17 protein-coding genes are annotated in these 16,206 nt (G+C 30.3%); 8 read left to right on the top strand and 9 right to left on the bottom strand.

Going from position 1 to position 16,206, the window contains the following annotated elements:
* Positions 1-35: 35 nt before the first annotated feature.
* The 6 genes from galU (at position 36) to ACZ5VL_RS00165 (ending at position 6,967) form a co-directional block, all read left to right on the top strand.
* A complete protein-coding gene (gene galU / locus ACZ5VL_RS00190; protein ID WP_464198843.1) occupies positions 36-863 on the top strand; it encodes a UTP--glucose-1-phosphate uridylyltransferase GalU in 828 nt (275 codons plus the stop codon).
* Entirely contained in the window at positions 853-2,073 is a 1,221-nt protein-coding gene (locus tag ACZ5VL_RS00185) for a glucose-6-phosphate isomerase (RefSeq protein WP_464198841.1), read from the top strand. The genes galU and ACZ5VL_RS00185 overlap by 11 nt, the downstream gene beginning before the upstream one ends.
* 53 nt (positions 2,074-2,126) lie before the next feature.
* Positions 2,127-2,798 carry a hypothetical protein gene (locus ACZ5VL_RS00180; RefSeq protein WP_464198840.1) on the top strand — a complete coding sequence of 224 codons (672 nt, stop codon included), beginning with the start codon at positions 2,127-2,129 and terminating at the stop codon, positions 2,796-2,798.
* A gap of 19 nt (positions 2,799-2,817) precedes the next feature.
* On the top strand, positions 2,818-3,219 hold the full coding sequence (locus tag ACZ5VL_RS00175; RefSeq protein WP_464198838.1) for a hypothetical protein: 402 nt from the start codon (positions 2,818-2,820) through the stop codon (positions 3,217-3,219).
* 197 nt (positions 3,220-3,416) lie between these two features.
* Complete coding sequence (locus ACZ5VL_RS00170; protein ID WP_464198836.1) at positions 3,417-6,482, top strand: cytochrome c biogenesis protein; 3,066 nt, start codon at positions 3,417-3,419, stop codon at positions 6,480-6,482.
* An 11-nt stretch (positions 6,483-6,493) separates the two neighbouring features.
* Positions 6,494-6,967, top strand: a complete 474-nt coding sequence (locus ACZ5VL_RS00165; RefSeq protein ID WP_464198834.1) for a hypothetical protein — start codon at positions 6,494-6,496, stop codon at positions 6,965-6,967.
* Positions 6,968-6,972: 5 nt separating this feature from the next.
* Here ACZ5VL_RS00165 and ACZ5VL_RS00160 read toward each other — a convergent pair whose 3' ends face one another.
* Genes ACZ5VL_RS00160 through ACZ5VL_RS00140 form a run of 5 tightly spaced genes read right to left on the bottom strand, consistent with a single transcriptional unit; the run spans position 6,973 to position 10,563 of the window.
* Positions 6,973-7,749 (bottom strand): undecaprenyl-diphosphate phosphatase, encoded by a 777-nt coding sequence (locus ACZ5VL_RS00160; protein WP_464198832.1) that lies wholly within the window; start codon positions 7,747-7,749, stop codon positions 6,973-6,975.
* The gene (thiE, locus tag ACZ5VL_RS00155; protein ID WP_464198830.1) at positions 7,750-8,355 is read right to left on the bottom strand and encodes a thiamine phosphate synthase; all 606 of its coding nucleotides are present in this window, start codon (positions 8,353-8,355) and stop codon (positions 7,750-7,752) included.
* Between the two features lie 39 nt (positions 8,356-8,394).
* A complete protein-coding gene (locus ACZ5VL_RS00150; RefSeq protein WP_464198828.1) occupies positions 8,395-9,123 on the bottom strand; it encodes a basic amino acid ABC transporter substrate-binding protein in 729 nt (242 codons plus the stop codon).
* A gap of 11 nt (positions 9,124-9,134) precedes the next feature.
* Positions 9,135-9,863: an amino acid ABC transporter ATP-binding protein gene (locus tag ACZ5VL_RS00145; protein WP_464198826.1), complete on the bottom strand. Its 729-nt coding sequence runs from the start codon at positions 9,861-9,863 to the stop codon at positions 9,135-9,137.
* Positions 9,856-10,563 (bottom strand): amino acid ABC transporter permease, encoded by a 708-nt coding sequence (locus ACZ5VL_RS00140; protein WP_464198824.1) that lies wholly within the window; start codon positions 10,561-10,563, stop codon positions 9,856-9,858. The genes ACZ5VL_RS00145 and ACZ5VL_RS00140 overlap by 8 nt, the downstream gene beginning before the upstream one ends.
* A 169-nt stretch (positions 10,564-10,732) precedes the next feature.
* On the opposite strand from ACZ5VL_RS00140, the gene putP reads away from it, so the two are divergent.
* Both putP and ACZ5VL_RS00130 read left to right on the top strand, forming a co-directional pair.
* Positions 10,733-12,232 (top strand): sodium/proline symporter PutP, encoded by a 1,500-nt coding sequence (gene putP / locus ACZ5VL_RS00135; RefSeq protein WP_464198822.1) that lies wholly within the window; start codon positions 10,733-10,735, stop codon positions 12,230-12,232.
* A gap of 80 nt (positions 12,233-12,312) precedes the next feature.
* A complete protein-coding gene (locus tag ACZ5VL_RS00130; RefSeq protein ID WP_464198820.1) occupies positions 12,313-13,242 on the top strand; it encodes a ribose-phosphate pyrophosphokinase in 930 nt (309 codons plus the stop codon).
* A 43-nt stretch (positions 13,243-13,285) separates the two neighbouring features.
* Here ACZ5VL_RS00130 and hpf read toward each other — a convergent pair whose 3' ends face one another.
* The 4 genes from hpf to ACZ5VL_RS00110 all read right to left on the bottom strand — a co-directional run bounded on the left by hpf (position 13,286) and on the right by ACZ5VL_RS00110 (position 16,191).
* Entirely contained in the window at positions 13,286-13,813 is a 528-nt protein-coding gene (gene hpf / locus ACZ5VL_RS00125) for a ribosome hibernation-promoting factor, HPF/YfiA family (protein WP_464198818.1), read from the bottom strand.
* Positions 13,814-13,874: 61 nt separating this feature from the next.
* Positions 13,875-14,381, bottom strand: coding sequence for a type II secretion system protein (locus ACZ5VL_RS00120; protein WP_464198816.1), 507 nt, complete (start codon positions 14,379-14,381; stop codon positions 13,875-13,877).
* Positions 14,381-15,397, bottom strand: coding sequence for a type II secretion system protein (locus tag ACZ5VL_RS00115; protein ID WP_464198814.1), 1,017 nt, complete (start codon positions 15,395-15,397; stop codon positions 14,381-14,383). The genes ACZ5VL_RS00120 and ACZ5VL_RS00115 overlap by 1 nt, the downstream gene beginning before the upstream one ends.
* Positions 15,394-16,191: a type II secretion system protein gene (locus ACZ5VL_RS00110; protein WP_464198812.1), complete on the bottom strand. Its 798-nt coding sequence runs from the start codon at positions 16,189-16,191 to the stop codon at positions 15,394-15,396. Before ACZ5VL_RS00110 ends, ACZ5VL_RS00115 begins: the two co-directional genes overlap by 4 nt.
* Positions 16,192-16,206: the final 15 nt, after the last annotated feature.

Genomic DNA, 16,206 nt, shown 5'->3' with positions numbered 1-16,206 from the left:
TTAATTATAATTCCTTATTATATTAAGGAGTTTTTATGATTCAAACTTGTCTTTTTCCGGCTGCTGGATACGGAACTAGATTTTTGCCTGCTACAAAATCCCTTCCAAAAGAAATGTTACCTATTCTTACAAAACCACTTATACACTATGGCGTTGATGAAGCATTAGAAGCAAATATGAATAATATGGCATTTGTTACTGGTCGTGGCAAAAGAGCTTTAGAGGATTATTTTGATATTAGTTATGAGCTAGAACATCAAATAGCTGGAACAAGCAAAGAGCATTTATTGACAGATATTAGAAATTTAATGAATTCTTGTACATTTACATTTACTAGACAGGAAAATATAAGAGGATTGGGAGATGCAATATACACCGGTAAATCTCTTGTTAGAAATGAGACTTTCGGGGTTATTTTGGCAGACGATTTATGTATAAATGAAGATGGCCAAGGAGTATTATCTCAAATGGTTCAAATTTATGAAAAATATCGTTGTTCTATAGTTGCAGTTATGGAAGTTTCAAAAGATGAAGTAAGTAATTATGGTGTTGTAGAAGGAAAAACAATAGAAGATAATCTTTTAATGGTTTCAAATATGGTAGAAAAGCCAGATTCATGTGATGCTCCAAGTAATCTAGCTATAATTGGTAGATATATTTTAACTCCGGATATTTTTGATATATTAGAAAATACAAAACCTGGTAAAAATGGGGAAATTCAAATAACTGATGCACTTTTAAAGCAAGCAAATGATGGAATGGTCTTGGCCTATAAATTTAAAGGAAAAAGGTTTGATTGTGGTTCTTTGAAAGGATATGTTGAGGCTACAAATTATTTCTATGAGAATACATATGATAAATAATAAAATTTATTTTAAATCTAATTCTTTAGATATAATTAACGATTTTTCAAAAAGAATGAACGATGAGTTTAAGTCTGCTGAAATAGGATATTACCATCTTCCAGAGCTTGGATATTATGCCATAAATATTTTAAATAAATTTGATGATAAATTTAGCAAATTTAAAAATATTGTTTTAGTTGGTATTGGGGGCTCATCCCTTGGAGTAAAGGCAGTTTATGAAATGCTTAAATTTAAAAGTTTGAAAAAACTTATATTTTTGGATAATCTTGATCCATTTGAGTTTGATAAAAAGACTCAAAATATATCTTTTAAAGATACGTTTTTTTTAATTTCTAGCAAATCAGGAACAACTATAGAGCCTATTTCGATTTTTAAGTGTATAGTTTATAAATTTAATATTAAAGATTTTAGTGAAAATTTTGCAGTGATAACAGACCCTAATTCTCCTTTAGAAGAGTTTGCAAAAAAAAATAATATAAGTGTATTTTATATACCCAAGAATGTTGGCGGTAGATTTAGTATTCTTAGTATGATAGGTTTAGTTCCGCTATATTTTTGTGGCTTTGACATTGTTTCATTACTTGATGGAGCTAAGGCATGTAAGAAAAATTTTTTAGAAGATCAAAATGATATAATACTTCAAAAAGCCTATCATTATACTACGCATAAGAGTGCTAGCGTAAATGTTTTGTTTAGCTATTCGGATAGATTTTATAGTTTTAATGATTGGTATATACAACTTTGGGCTGAATCTCTTGGCAAAAAAAAGGGCTATCAAAGAGTAGGGCTAACTCCTGTTGGTTTAATAGGTTCAAGAGATCAACACTCTTTCTTACAATTAATAATTGATGGAGTGAAAGATAAAACAGTTACTTTTTTAAAAGTTTTAGATCATGATAGTGATATAAAAATACCAGATATTAAATTTGATTTTTTGTCAGATTGCAATTTTGTAAATTCATACTCTTTACAAGATATTTTAAATTCCCAATGTGATGCTAGCTTGAAGGCTGTTATTGCTGAAGGCGTTAGCGTTGATTTACTTGAAATTGATAGAATTGATGAGTGGCATATAGGCTATTTGCTTTATTATTTTGAGCTTTTGACATCTGCAACTGGAATAATGCTTGGAATAAACACATATGATCAGCCAGGAGTTGAAGTTGGAAAAAGAATACTTAAAAATATGCTTTTGCCTATTGACTAAAAAAAAATATAAAATAGTCGATATTAATATTAAATCACATTAAGGAGAATGAGATGCAAGTAAATGATCTAAAAGCTTCGTACATGAGAGATTTTTCTGCAAAAGAAGTGCTAAATAAAAACGAAAATAAAACTCAAAAACAAGAAGCTGAAAAAGATGTTTTAAATAAAACTCAAGATCAAGAAAAAACTATGAAAAATGAGTTTGCAAAATTGCAAGAAATAGGTGCAAAAGGTTTAACTCAAACTTATTTTATGCAATTCCAAATGCAAACATTTAATCTTTCAAGCAATAGTTTTTCTATGCAAAGTTTTAGTTTTGAGATGGGTAATAATAATGGTGATTTTTTAAGCTTTTTACAAAATCCAGCAGGAAAAGCAAAAGGAATTCTTTCTGGTATAGATTTATCTAAAATTGGATATACTGGCAAACCTATAGATGCTTTAAGCCAAGATGAGGCAAAAGCACTAGTTGGTGAAGATGGATTTTTTGGTATATCTAAGACATCTGAAAGAATTGCTGATTTTGTTATAATGGGCGCAGGAGATGATTTGGAAAAATTAAAATCAGGCAAAGAGGGCATGTTAAGAGGTTTTGAGCAAGCAGAACAAATGTGGGGTGGAAAACTTCCAGATATTTCTTATGAAACTATTCAAAAGTCTATAGCCAAAGTAGATGAAAGAATTTCTGCCTTAGGGGGCAATACACTTGATGTTCAAGCTTAATTTAGTACTAGTTACTTCTTTGGCTATATTAACTGGCTGTAATGGATTTTTTACGCAAAATAATCCAAGGCCAGTTAAACAAAATGTAGTTCAAAAACCTATCCAAAATAAACCTATTAAGATAGAAACAAAAATGATAAAAGGATATGTAAAATCTCTTAAATTTACAGATAATGGTTGGGAGTATAATATAATAGGCATAGATACTACTAATAATAAACTTCCTAAAGCTACAGCTTACGCAAAGAAAATATACTATAATGAAAAAGATTTAGTTTACGCAGTTATAAAAGGCGATAGAATTTCTGAGATGTATTTGATAAATAAAGTGCAAACTCAGCCATCTAGCATTAAAAAAAGTAATCGTTCAAATAAAAAAATAATTCTACCTTTGCCACAAAACGAAAAAATATCGTTTTAGTTGCCGTTTGTTTATCGTTATATTGTATTATTTCAATGTGCAATAGAACAATAAATAAAGTTTAGTTAGAACTCCTTTCTTCTTCCGAGAAGGTAAACTCTTCTCGGTATTTTATTTTATTCCTTTATATTTTAGCTTTTATTTAACAAAACATGTTATTATCTTAACTCTATTTGTAAATTTTTAAGGGTAATAGAATGAATAAAATTTTATCTGGTTTTCTAAGTATGGCCTCTGCAATTGTTCTACTGATTATTTATGCCATAGCATGTGCAGTTGGTACCATTGTGGAAAACAATTATGATACACCAACGGCGTGGGCAGCTGTTTATGGAGCTAATTGGTTTGCATTATTACAGCTTGTACTCGGAATAAATTTGATTTATAATATTTTTAAGTACAATCTTTTAAAACTTAAAAAATTACCAGCTTTTATTTTTCATATAGCATTTATTGTTATTTTAATAGGTGCTGCTATAACTAGATATTTTGGTTTTGAAGGTGTTGTTCATATAAGAAATGGTGAGAGTACAGATGAGCTTTGGACTGCTACAACTCATATACAATTAATTGCTGATGATGGGAAAAAAGAATATATGGATAGTGAGCCGAAATATATTTCTTTAAAAGGCGACAACGACTTTTCTATGAGTATTGATATAGATGGCAAAAAAGCTACATATAAGTATAAAAATTTTATGCATAATGCTGATTTTTCTTATGTGGATAGCAAAGATGGCAAGCCAATTATAAATTTAATAGTTTCTGGCGAAGGAAACTCAAATGAAATTGTTTTAGAAAACAATAGTTCAAATATAGTAAATGGAATAGAGTTTGCATTTAATAAAGAGCCTCAAAGCGATAAATTTGTAAAATTTACATTTCAAGACAATAAATGGTTATTTACATCAAGCAACAAAATTTCATATTTTATTATGAGTGAAAATAAAAAAGGTGAGTTTGAAGCTGAGTCGCAAAACGAATTTAAAGATATGAGGCTTTATACAATTGATGGCGTAAATTTCTCTCCCAAACTTTTATCAAAAAGTGCATCTAAAAAACTAGTAAGTGTTAAAGATGGTAATGATGCTATGATTGGGGAGCTTGAATTTAATGGAGAAAAGCAAGATGTTCCTTTATTTACAAACGGCAAAGTATATTCAACTCATGTTGGTGGAGTTGAGTTTGTAACAAAAGCTGGAGCTATAAAGCACACTATGCCATTTGTAATGCATCTAAATGCATTTAAACTAGATAGATATCCTGGATCCAATTCTCCGATGAGTTACTCTAGTGATATAACTATTTTTGATAAAGATGGAAATAAAATTATGGATTATTTAATTTATATGAATCATGTTTTAGATTTTAATGGCTATAGATTTTTCCAAAGTTCTTATGATATGGATGAAAGAGGAACTATACTTTCTGTAAATAAAGATCCAGGTAAAATTCCTACATATCTTGGATATTTCTTGCTTGGACTAGGCTTTTTCTTAAATTTAATAAGCCCATATAGTAGATTTAGAAAACTTTCAAATATGATAAACGCAGAAGCTACTAAAAAACTTTGCGTTATTTTTGCTGTTATGCTGACACTTGGAACTTCAAATTTAAAAGCCGTAGATATGCCAAGTATAGATAAAAATCATGCAAAAGAGTTATCTAGCCTTCTTGTTCAAAGCATGGATGGCAGAATAAAGCCTTTTGATACGGTAGGTCATGAGGTTTTAAATAAAATTTATAGAAGTTCATCTTATAATGGAATGAATGCAACTGAAGTTATGCTTTCTATGATGTTAAATAGCGAATATTGGCAAGAAGCACCAATTATAGCCATTTCAAATAAAGAGTTAAAAAAACTTCTTGGTATTGATGAGAGTGCTAAATATGCCAAATTTAAAGACTTTTTTATTACAGGTGAAGATGGAAAACTTACATATAAACTTGTTAAAACTGTAGAATTAACAAATAGAAAAAGTCCTGCTATGCGTGGCATGTTTGATAAAGATGTTATAAAGGTTGACGAAAGAGTAAATATCTTGTACATGGTTTTTATGGGGGAGATTTTTAGAATTTTTCCAAAAATTGATGATCCAAATAATACATGGTATTCTCCGGCTTCAGCTATAATGAGTTTTTCTAAAGAAGAATCAAGCAATGTGGCTATGATTTTGCAAAATTATTTTAGAAGCATTATAGATGCCCAAGCATCTGGAAACTGGGCGCCGGCAAATGAGGCGCTAGCTATACTAAAAAAATATCAAGCAGAGCATGGTGCATCTGTTATGATTGATCAAAAAAAGATAGATATGGAAATTCTTTTAAATAAATATAATATATTTGATAGGTTATCGCCGTTTTATCTGATTTTAGGTCTTGTTTTACTATGTGCTGTTTTGGTAAAAATGCTAATGCCAAAAGTAAATTTAAAATATCCTTTTGTAATAGCATATATTTTAAACATACTTCTATTTCTAGCTCTTAGCACTGGACTTGGACTTAGATGGTATGTATCTGGACATGCTCCTTGGTCAAATGCTTATGAATCATTAATATATGTAGCTTGGGCAATGGCTCTTGCTGGCCTTATTTTTGCTAAAAGGAGTCCAGTTACAATAGCTCTTACTTCTATACTTGCTGGTGTAACGCTATTCGTTGCTCATCTTAGTTGGCTTGATCCTCAAATTACAACTTTAGTCCCTGTTTTAAACTCATATTGGCTAACTATACATGTTTCTATTATAACTGCTAGTTATGGATTTTTAGGACTATGTGCGCTTCTTGGAATGTTTACTTTAATCTTGATGTGTTTTCAAGGCAAAAAAGAAAACTCTGAGTTATCAAGAAATATTCTAGAGGCAAGTAGAATAAATGAGATGGCTATGATATTTGGGATAAGTCTACTAACTCTAGGAAATTTTCTAGGTGGTGTTTGGGCGAACGAAAGCTGGGGAAGATATTGGGGATGGGATTCTAAAGAAACATGGGCTTTAATATCTATAGTTGTATATGCGGCTGTTTTACATATAAGATTTATCCCAAAACTTAACAATCAATACGCATTTGCAGTTGCTTCATCTTTTGCATATTGGGTTATAATAATGACATATTTTGGTGTGAATTTTTATTTAAGCGGAATGCATTCATATGCAGCAGGAGATCCAGTTCCGGTACCTAATTTTGTTGGAGTGATAGCTACTATAATGATTATAATTGCTCTTTTTGCAACAAAAGGTATTAAATTCGCTAAGAAATTATAAGGGAATTTTAGTTGGAAAACGATAGCAATTCTATTATTTATATTGTTATATTCTCAATAATTATATTTGTCTTCATTATCGCTGTAATATATATAGCTATTTGGGTTAGGGGTGATGAGAGGGCAGATATTAAAAAAGATGAGTTTTATGTATTAGACAAGGTTTTTAAAAATAAAAAAGATAAAACTATAAATATAGATGATATGATAACTGTCGTTTCTAAAGATAATCTCAGTAAAAACGATCTTTTTTTGGCTTTGCAATACTATATAAATAATTTTGAAATACCAAAAGAAGATGAGCTAGAGATAAATAAATATATGCTTTTTATATTTTTGGTAGCAAGCCATAGAAGTGCGGATGCAAAGCTTATAGCTTATATGAGTATTACTTTAAGAAAATTATATCCACAACATTTAGCTAGAATAGAAATAGAAGAGCAAAAGGGTATAGAATATCGTAAAAAAAGATATCAAATAAGTTGATATCTTTATAGTATGAATACTAAAAATACTAATCCAACTATAATTCTATAAATTCCAAATGGTACATAATCAAACTTACTTACAAATTTTAAAAACACTTTTATAGCTAGTATTGCCACTATAAAAGCTACAAAGCCACCTATTAAAAATATAAAAATATTATCCATATTTTCTGCAAAAATTACTCTATTTTTGTATGAATCATATACTGTAGCTGCAAACATTGTTGGAATTGCAAGTAAAAAACTAAAAGCAGCAGCTGTTTTTCTATCTAGTCCAGATAACAGACCAGTCATTATTGTTGCTCCACTTCTTGAAGTACCCGGAACCATAGCAAGGCATTGTGATAAGCCAATTAAAAAAGCTTGCTTATAACTAACATCTTCGAGTTCTGTTGTGGTTGTTTTAATCTTGTTTTGTTTATTTAAAAGTTCTATTATGATAAAAATAATACCCCAAGTTATTAGCATATATGCAACTATATTAGGTGAAAAAAGTTCTTTTATATATTTATGCAATAAAAAGCCTATTATGCCAGTTGGAATAAATCCGATAGCTAGTTTTATCCACATATTAATATCTTGTTTTAATCTTGAAAAGTATATAAAAACTACAGCTAGTATTGAGCCAAGTTGTATGGAAACTTCAAAGCATTTTAAAAGCGATGTTTGTTCTAAATTTAAAAGATGTGATGTTAGTATTAAATGCCCAGTTGAACTAACTGGCAAAAACTCTGTTAAACCTTCTACTATTCCAAGTATTATTGCGCTTATTATATCCATTTATATCATCTTCTTTTTTAAGTTTATTAAATTTTCTGTTATTGAATTTGGTTTATATACAGCATTTACTATAGCTATCATATCTGGATCTTGCCTTGCTACGATAGATATATTTTCTTCATTTATACCGCCAATTATACAAATAGGCACATGAAGCTCTTTCTTCGCTTTTTTTATGATTTCAATACCGCTAACTATGGCATTTGGTTTTGTAAGGCTTTTAAATGCTGACCCAAAAGCCACATAAGTAGCACCGTTATCTTGAGCATTTTTAGCTAGAGCCATATCGTTATAGCAACTTACACCTATAATAAATTTTTTACCCAAAAAATTTATTGCATTATTTAAATTTTCATCATCTTTTCCAATATGAACACCATGGGCATTTAGTTCTTTTGCAAGATTTATATTATCATTTATTATAAATTTCGCATTAAAATCTTCACAAAGCGATATAAGTTTTTTTATCAAATCTTTGTTTTGTAGCTGTTTTTTGCTCCTATATTGCACAAATTTTATGCCATTTTCTAAAATTTCTATAATTTGCTTTTCTATTGTTTCGTATGGAGTAAGCTTGTCATCTGTAAGTGTGTAAAGTTGAGCCATTGTTACGTCTTAAAATTTAGGGTAAAAACCATAAATTAATTATTTCAATTCATATTTCTTAAGAAGTTTATCATAAGTTCCATCTTGCTTCATTTTTTCAACTTCTTGATTTATTTTATTTATCAGGTCTGTATGTTTGTTTTTGTCAAAAGCTATAGAAAAACCTTCGCTTCCATCTGGCTCTTTTAAGAATTCTACTAAATCACTATTTTTATTTAAATATCCATAACCTATAGACGTGTCAACCAACACAACATCAATTTTTCCATTTTTAAGAGCCATAATAGAGTTAAAAATATCTTTTGTTGGAACTGTTTTGGATTCTTTTATCTCTCTAGCTGCTATTTCTTGAACAGTGCCTAGCTGAACGCCTATTTTTTTACCTTTTAAATCACTTTTTGATTTTATATCCGTATTGTCAGATTTTTTGATAAATAAATTTTCTGTTGTATAATAAGCTTTTGTAAAATCAACAGCTTTAATTCTTTGAGGTGTTGCGCTCATTGCCGCAGTAATTGCATCTATTTTACCGCTTTTAAGCGCTGGTATAAGTGCATCAAATCCCATATTTATAAACTCATATTTAAAGCCTAGTCTTTTGCTCAATTCATCAACTAAATCTATGTCAAAACCTGTTATTTTTGAGCTTTGGTCTACATATTCAAAAGGTGGATATGTAGCATTTGTTCCTATTTTTAATACATCGGCTGCATTAAGACTAGCAACTAAAAATAAACTAATTGAAATAAATTTAAAAAACTTTTTCATATTTTATCCTTTTAGTGATTTAAAATTTTATTTAAAAACTCTTTTAATCTTTCATTTTTTGGGTTGTCAAATATATTCTTAGGCGTATCGTCAACTGCTATAATACCACCTTCCATGAAAAATATCCTATTTGCAACATTTCTAGCAAAACCCATTTCGTGAGTTACAACAAGCATTGTTAAACCTTCTTTTGCTACATCTTGCATAATATTTAAAACCTCACCTATCATTTCTGGATCAAGTGCCGAAGTAGGTTCATCAAATAGTATAACATCTGGATTCATAGCTAAACTTCTTGCTATAGCTATTCTTTGTTTTTGTCCGCCACTTAGTTTGTGTGGAAACTCATCTTTTTTATCTTCAAGTCCAACTTTTCTTAAAAGTTCTATAGCTTTATTTTCTGCTTCTTCTTTGCTATAAATTCCAGCTTTTATTGGGGCTAATGTTAAATTTTCTAAGACATTTTTATTTGCAAAAAGATTAAAATGTTGAAAGACCATACTAACTTTTTGTCTAATTTTATTGATATTTGTATTTTTTAGCGTGATATCTTTACCTTGTATAAATATATGTCCGCTATCTGGTTCTTCAAGTTTGTTAATACATCTTAAAAAGGTACTTTTTCCACCACCACTAGGTCCAATTATTGCTACAACTTCACCTTTTTTAATTTCTGTTGATATATTTTTTAAAACAGCTAATTTCCCATAGTTTTTGCAAAGATTTTCTATTTTAATCATTTTTATTCAACCTTGTTTCTAACATTTTTGCCAAAAATGAGAAGAACTTAACGCTTATATAGTAAATTACCGCAGCAAAAAGTATAGGTTTTGGTGTAAAAAGTGTAGCTTGAAGACTTTGAGCATTCATTGTAAGATCAAAGATTCCTATCATACCAACAACTGAAGTTTCTTTAAAAAGCGATATAAACTCATTTGCAAGTGCTGGCAAGATATTTTTTATAGCCTGAGGGAATATTATTTCTTTCATAGATGTTTTATAATCTAACCCCATAGCTCTTGCAGCTTCCATCTGACCGTTATCAACGCTGTTTATACCTGATCTTACTATTTCTGCAACATAAGCTGAGCTATTTAGACCAAGAGCCATTATAGCTGCATATATATTATTGCTCCAAGTTGCAAAAACAACAAAGCTAAATACCATAAGTTGGATTAATATCGGCGTTCCTCTAATGATGTCTATGTATTCATCGATGATAAAGCTTAATGCTCTTATATTTAAAAATTTTAAAAATGCCAAAATAAAACCTAAAACTATACCTATGAAAATTCCACCAATTGTTAAGATAAGTGTAGTGTTATAGCTGTGTAGATAGCTCATTGCTTGATCGTTTGTAAGTTCTTGTGGATATGTAAAATATATACCCAAAGTAGCAATGAGTAAAAAAACAATAAATTTAAGAATATTTTGGTTCAATATTTATGCCCTTTTTGTCATAAAAATATAAACTAAAAGGATACAATAAAAATTATATTATTTTGCTTAATTTCGTAATCTTTTTGGAAATTATAATATATGTCATAAAGAAAATTTAATTTTTATTTAGATACTATCTATGCATATCCCAAAAAAATAAAGGAGAAAAATGAATAATATTTATGTATATTTGGCGATTGCATTATATTTAGTTATTCTTATTTACATAGGAAAGAGAAATTACAACAAAGATGCTGGAGTTGATGAATACATATTAGATAACCGCGGATTAGGACCCGTATTAACAGCTCTTAGTGCTGGAGCATCTGATATGAGTGGATGGATGCTACTTGGACTTCCTGGGGTTTTATACGCAACTGGACTCTGTAATATCTGGATAGCTGTAGGTTTAACACTTGGCGCATGGGCTAATTATAAAATTTTAGCAAAAAGACTTAGGGTTTACACAGAAGTTGCTGGTGATAGCTCTACAATTCCTGATTTTTTTGAAAATCGTTTTAAGGACAAAACAAAGCTTTTAAGACTTATTTCTGGGACTATCATTTTGGTTTTTTACACTCTTTATGTAAGTAGTGGAATTATTGCCGGTGGCAAAACATTTGAAAGTTTTTTTGGTATAGATTTTATTTATGGGGCTATTTTTACGCTTGGAGTTGTTGTTATATATACATTTTTTGGTGGGTTTAAAGCAGTTTGTGAAACAGATGCATTTCAAGGAATGCTTATGTTTTGTATACTCATTTTAATTCCAACTTTTGCCTATTTTAATATTGACATTCCACAAGATAGCTCATTTGTAGGTGAGCTTGAAAAATATAGCTCAAATTTAGAATTAAATCATCTAAATTTATTTGAAGGACAGAGTTTTTTAGCTATATTAGGGCTTCTTGCTTGGGGGCTTGGATATTTTGGACAACCACATATAATAGTTCGTTTTATGGCTATAAGAAGTACAGATGAGCTTGATAAAGCAAGATTTGTTGGAATGTCTTGGATGATAATAGGACTAGTTGGCTCATTAGCAAGTGGGCTTATAGGATTTGTGTATTTTAACTCACAAGGTATCAATCTAAAAGATGCTGAGACAGTATTTTTACAGCTTGGTTCGGCTCTTTTTCATCCATTTATAATTGGTATTATTATTTCTGCTGTTTTAGCAGCTATAATGAGCACTATTTCAAGCCAACTTTTGGTTTGTTCAAGTTCTGCTACCCAAGACTTTTTGTTTCAATTTTACAAAAAAGATTTGAGCGATGGCACAAAAACGCTTATAAACAGACTTGCAGTTATGGTAGTTGGCATAGTTGCTACAATTGTAGCATTTGCACTCGATGATACTGTTTTACAAGTTGTTGGTTATGCTTGGGCTGGTTTTGGTGCAAGTTTTGGACCAGTATTGCTTTTTTCTTTGTATTCTAGCAAAACAACAAGAGTGGCAGCTCTAACTGGAATGATAGTTGGAGGACTTACGGTGATACTTTGGATAATATTTGGATTAAGCGATTACATATATGAGCTTTTACCTGGATTTATATTTTCAAGCATAGCTATGTTTATCATAAATTCTGTTAATTCTTTACACGATAAAAATACAAAAAGAGCCGAGAAAATACTTAATGAATTTGGCGATTTTAAAGAGCAAATTTAATTCTAATACTATAAATTTTAATTAAAGTAAAAATATGTTAAAATTTTGCTTAATTTTAATTTAATTTATAGAAGGTAAAAATGCGCGGTTATAAAATTTTTTCTGGCAATGCGAATCTGGAATTTTCTAAAAAAATTTCAAAGTATCTCTCTTTGCCATTAAGTGAAGCTAATATAAAAAAATTCAGTGATGGAGAGATAAGTGTTCAAGTTGGCGAGAGTGTTCGTGGCAAAGATGTTTTTGTTATACAGCCAACTTGTAGCCCAGTAAATATCAATTTGATGGAACTTTTAGTTTTAACAGATGCTTTAAGAAGAAGTAGTGCTAGTTCTATAACTGCAATTATACCGTATTTTGGTTATGCAAGACAAGATAGAAAAGCAGCTCCTAGGGTTCCAATTACTGCAAAGCTTGTTGCAAATATGATGCAAGTAGCGGGTATAAATAGAGTTGTTACAATGGATTTACATGCTGGTCAAATTCAAGGTTTTTTTGATATACCAGTTGACAATCTTTATGGATCTATTTTATTTTCAGAATATGTTAAAAATAAGCATTTTAAAAATCCAATAGTAGCAAGTCCAGATATAGGCGGTGTTGCAAGGGCAAGAGCGCTAGCAAAAAACTTAAATTTAGATATAGTTATAGTTGATAAACGTCGCGAAAAAGCAAATGAAAGCGAAGTTATGAATATTATTGGTGATGTAAATGGAAAAGATGTTATATTGGTTGATGATATGATAGATACTGCTGGAACTATAGTAAAAGCAGCTTCAGCCCTTAAGGCTAGGGGGGCAACTAGCGTAATGGCATTTTGTACTCACGCTGTTCTTAGTGGACCAGCATATGAAAGACTTGAAAAAGGTGAGTTAGATGAACTTGTTATAACTGATACAATACCTCTAAAACAAAATTGCGATAAAATAAAAGTTTTATCTGCAGCACCACTTTTTGGTGAAGTTATTAGAAGAGTTTACAATAACGAAAGCGTAAATAGTCTATTTTTATAAACAAATCTAGGGTTTATAAAAATTATAAACCCATTTTTATATTCTAATATAATCCAAATTTGCCGTCTTTTCTTTTATACATTACCCTTAGTTTGGCATCCATATCGTTAAATACAAAGAACTGATCGGTACTACTTTTTAGTTTTTCAAGAGCTTCTTCTATTTCTATTGGTTTGTACAACTCAAGATCTATTGGGATTATCTCATCTGTATCTTCTATCTTTTCTTCATTAACCCTAGCGATATTTTCTTTTTCATCATCTTTGTTTTTATGCGTTGTCATCTTGTCGTGTTCTCTTCTTAAAACTTTAGATGCTCTTTCGCTTGCGAGATCTATTGCTGCATAAAGATCTTTGTCTTTTTGAGAGATAACTATAGTATCTTTTTTAGCTAAATTTATAGCAAAATCTACATTAAAACCTCTTTTGTTTTTCTTTTCATCTGCTGAAATTACGCATCTTATGGCAATTATGTCAAGATTATATTTTTCCAATGACTCAAATGCATTTTCTATATAATCCTTTATAGCTTTTGTAAGCTCAAACTGTCTTCCTACTATACTGATGTTCATGTTTTACTCCTTTTGAGCAGTTTTATAAAAGTATTATTACATAAAAATATAAATATTTTTTTTATCTTTCATTTAAGGTTAAAAAATTCAACGATTGTGTGGTTTTTTTATGAAATCTTATAGGCTCAGTTGTTAAATTCTCATTTGATGTTACAATTACATCAATTATTGCTACTTTATATGAAGCTTTTGTGGTATCCTCACCTCTTGTATCGTTTATATATCTACTTTTTGGAGTTCCTAATCCCCCATTATACAAAATGTTACAATTGGTTGGAAGGTTGTTTCCTATGTATTGGATTGTTATATTTGCTGTAAACATAGGATTTTTATCATCTGGGAATTTTGATTCTATTGTGTTTATGCAACTTTTTGTGTAATCATGAGCTTGCATAGCTAAAACAGCGTGTTCTGTTGCACTTATTGCTAGTAGTTCTGCTTGTTCTCTTAAAAAAACATTGTTGCTATGTTTTACGCTACTTGACGATAAGGAAAGACTAAGTGCGCCAAGAGTTGCTATCAAAACTACAAAAATCACAGCAGTAATTAGTGCAAAACCTTTTTTCATTAATATACCGCCTTTGTTTTGCAAACTGTAAAATCTATCTCATCTGTATCAAGAGTTCTCATGCAAAGTTTCATAACTATCATATCATTATCTGTTTTTGTAAATCTAAAAAGACTAACATTTTCAGCTAGTAAAGATTTGGCTGTGGTATTAGCTAGAAAAGATTCGCCATTCCAAGGTCTATAGTTATAATGTAGCCACAAATCAAAAACTTCATCTTGGTTTATATTATTTCCCGCAACTTGTTTTCTTGTTTCCGCATTATCTTTTTTTACTAGCGGAACTACTGCGTAAGCTGTATTTAATAGATAATATTTATCAGATACTTCAAAATCATCAACAGTTTTTAATGGTGTTGTGCTAGTTGGCACAGTTATAGTTATATGATCTGTGGAACTTATATTTGCAATGGCTATTTTATTATGATTTGTGCCGTAGCCAAAGTCGTTATTAATATCTGCTACATTCTTATTTACAAAGTAAATTCCAAAATCTTTTACTCCATTTTCAACTACACCATTTTGTTTGTAATAAGAACTATTTATGGTGTCTGTAAAAGAGTTATTTTCGCCAGTTGGGTTTAGATTACTTCCTGGTGTAAAAAATGTGGTTTTGTTGTCTGTACCTATGGTTACAAATGAGGTTATATCAGTAACACCACTCCATCCCATCTTTGATATATTATCTACGGTGCTAATTATATTTTGCGTTTCGTAGCTCATATTTATCCATTCGAGTGCGTATCTATCTTCTGATTTATAATTCCCGCTTTTTATATCCGTGATAGCATTTTCGCTACTTAAATTTCTTGCTATTTCTGAGCCTTTTAATCTGTATTGCAATCTTTTTGCAATCTGTTCTAGCGCGATATCTGTTTTATACTCAAGCTCATTAACAGATCGAGAATGGATGTAATTTTTATAGATATTTAAAAGCAAATCACTACTCATAAGCGCTAAAACAGCCATTATAACTATAACAAAAACAACTTCTAAGAGTGTAAAAGCTTTTTTCATATGCTTCCATTTGTTGGTATGGTTTTACTGCGCGATGGATCAGTTTTGGTTGGTTTTGGTAAATTTCTTATAGGCAGTGCAAGTATTTCAGGTGATGCTACATTTGAGCTAAATGCATGTAAGGTTATACTATCTGCATCTGTTAAGCCTTGCGGAATTGCTCTTATTTGTATCATTTTTATATTTGTTATATTGCTAGTTGAAGCTGGTTTAAATTGAAAATTTGCAGCTTGTGTATTTGTATAGTTTTGTGTGCCATTTAGCGCATCATCTATATAACTTACTGTGACATTTGCCGTAATTCCAAAGATATTATCTCTTGAGCCTCTGCCTTGAGTGCCATTACCGCTTGATGTTAAATTTGCTGTGTACCCGTTATAGCTTTCTATACCTTTTTTGTCTACATTAGATGTAGTTGGTATGGTTGATGCACTTACTTGAGATATCATTCCGTCATTATCGGAGCCTATTATACCAAAACCAGCTCCACTTGACATTTTTTGATTTTCGTTTAGTTTTCTTTCAAGTCCAAGAGATTTTGTAGACGTGTTAAGTATAAAAGATTTTGATAAATTTGTAGAATCATCGGTTCTTTTATATGAGTTACTATCCCATGGCGCAAATAGGATCATTCCCATTTGCATTTTAGCAGTTAGTATAACCTCTTCTTTTAGTGCGGATGTATTAGCCTTGGAACTTTGTATGATAATAGTAGGAATAGCAACTACACTTAATCCTATAATAACTATTGCTAAAACAACTTCTATAATGGAAAAAGCTCTTCTTAAGACCATTTTATCTAAACCTTT

It is taken from the genome of Campylobacter sp. GTC17093 (assembly GCF_055397635.1).
Note: the sequence above shows the minus strand (reverse complement) of the source record. Positions and strands in the feature narration are given on the sequence as shown.

What these genes read in the sequence shown, in the direction of transcription:
- galU (WP_464198843.1), top strand. Translation starts at nt 36, where the DNA reads ATGATTCAAACTTGTCTTTTTCCGGCTGCTGGATACGGAACTAGATTT.
- ACZ5VL_RS00185 (WP_464198841.1), top strand. Translation starts at nt 853, where the DNA reads ATGATAAATAATAAAATTTATTTTAAATCTAATTCTTTAGATATAATT.
- ACZ5VL_RS00180 (WP_464198840.1), top strand. Translation starts at nt 2,127, where the DNA reads ATGCAAGTAAATGATCTAAAAGCTTCGTACATGAGAGATTTTTCTGCA.
- ACZ5VL_RS00170 (WP_464198836.1), top strand. Translation starts at nt 3,417, where the DNA reads ATGAATAAAATTTTATCTGGTTTTCTAAGTATGGCCTCTGCAATTGTT.
- ACZ5VL_RS00160 (WP_464198832.1), bottom strand. Translation starts at nt 7,749, where the DNA reads ATGGATATAATAAGCGCAATAATACTTGGAATAGTAGAAGGTTTAACA.
- thiE (WP_464198830.1), bottom strand. Translation starts at nt 8,355, where the DNA reads ATGGCTCAACTTTACACACTTACAGATGACAAGCTTACTCCATACGAA.
- ACZ5VL_RS00150 (WP_464198828.1), bottom strand. Translation starts at nt 9,123, where the DNA reads ATGAAAAAGTTTTTTAAATTTATTTCAATTAGTTTATTTTTAGTTGCT.
- ACZ5VL_RS00145 (WP_464198826.1), bottom strand. Translation starts at nt 9,863, where the DNA reads ATGATTAAAATAGAAAATCTTTGCAAAAACTATGGGAAATTAGCTGTT.
- putP (WP_464198822.1), top strand. Translation starts at nt 10,733, where the DNA reads ATGAATAATATTTATGTATATTTGGCGATTGCATTATATTTAGTTATT.
- ACZ5VL_RS00130 (WP_464198820.1), top strand. Translation starts at nt 12,313, where the DNA reads ATGCGCGGTTATAAAATTTTTTCTGGCAATGCGAATCTGGAATTTTCT.
- hpf (WP_464198818.1), bottom strand. Translation starts at nt 13,813, where the DNA reads ATGAACATCAGTATAGTAGGAAGACAGTTTGAGCTTACAAAAGCTATA.
- ACZ5VL_RS00120 (WP_464198816.1), bottom strand. Translation starts at nt 14,381, where the DNA reads ATGAAAAAAGGTTTTGCACTAATTACTGCTGTGATTTTTGTAGTTTTG.
- ACZ5VL_RS00115 (WP_464198814.1), bottom strand. Translation starts at nt 15,397, where the DNA reads ATGAAAAAAGCTTTTACACTCTTAGAAGTTGTTTTTGTTATAGTTATA.
- ACZ5VL_RS00110 (WP_464198812.1), bottom strand. Translation starts at nt 16,191, where the DNA reads ATGGTCTTAAGAAGAGCTTTTTCCATTATAGAAGTTGTTTTAGCAATA.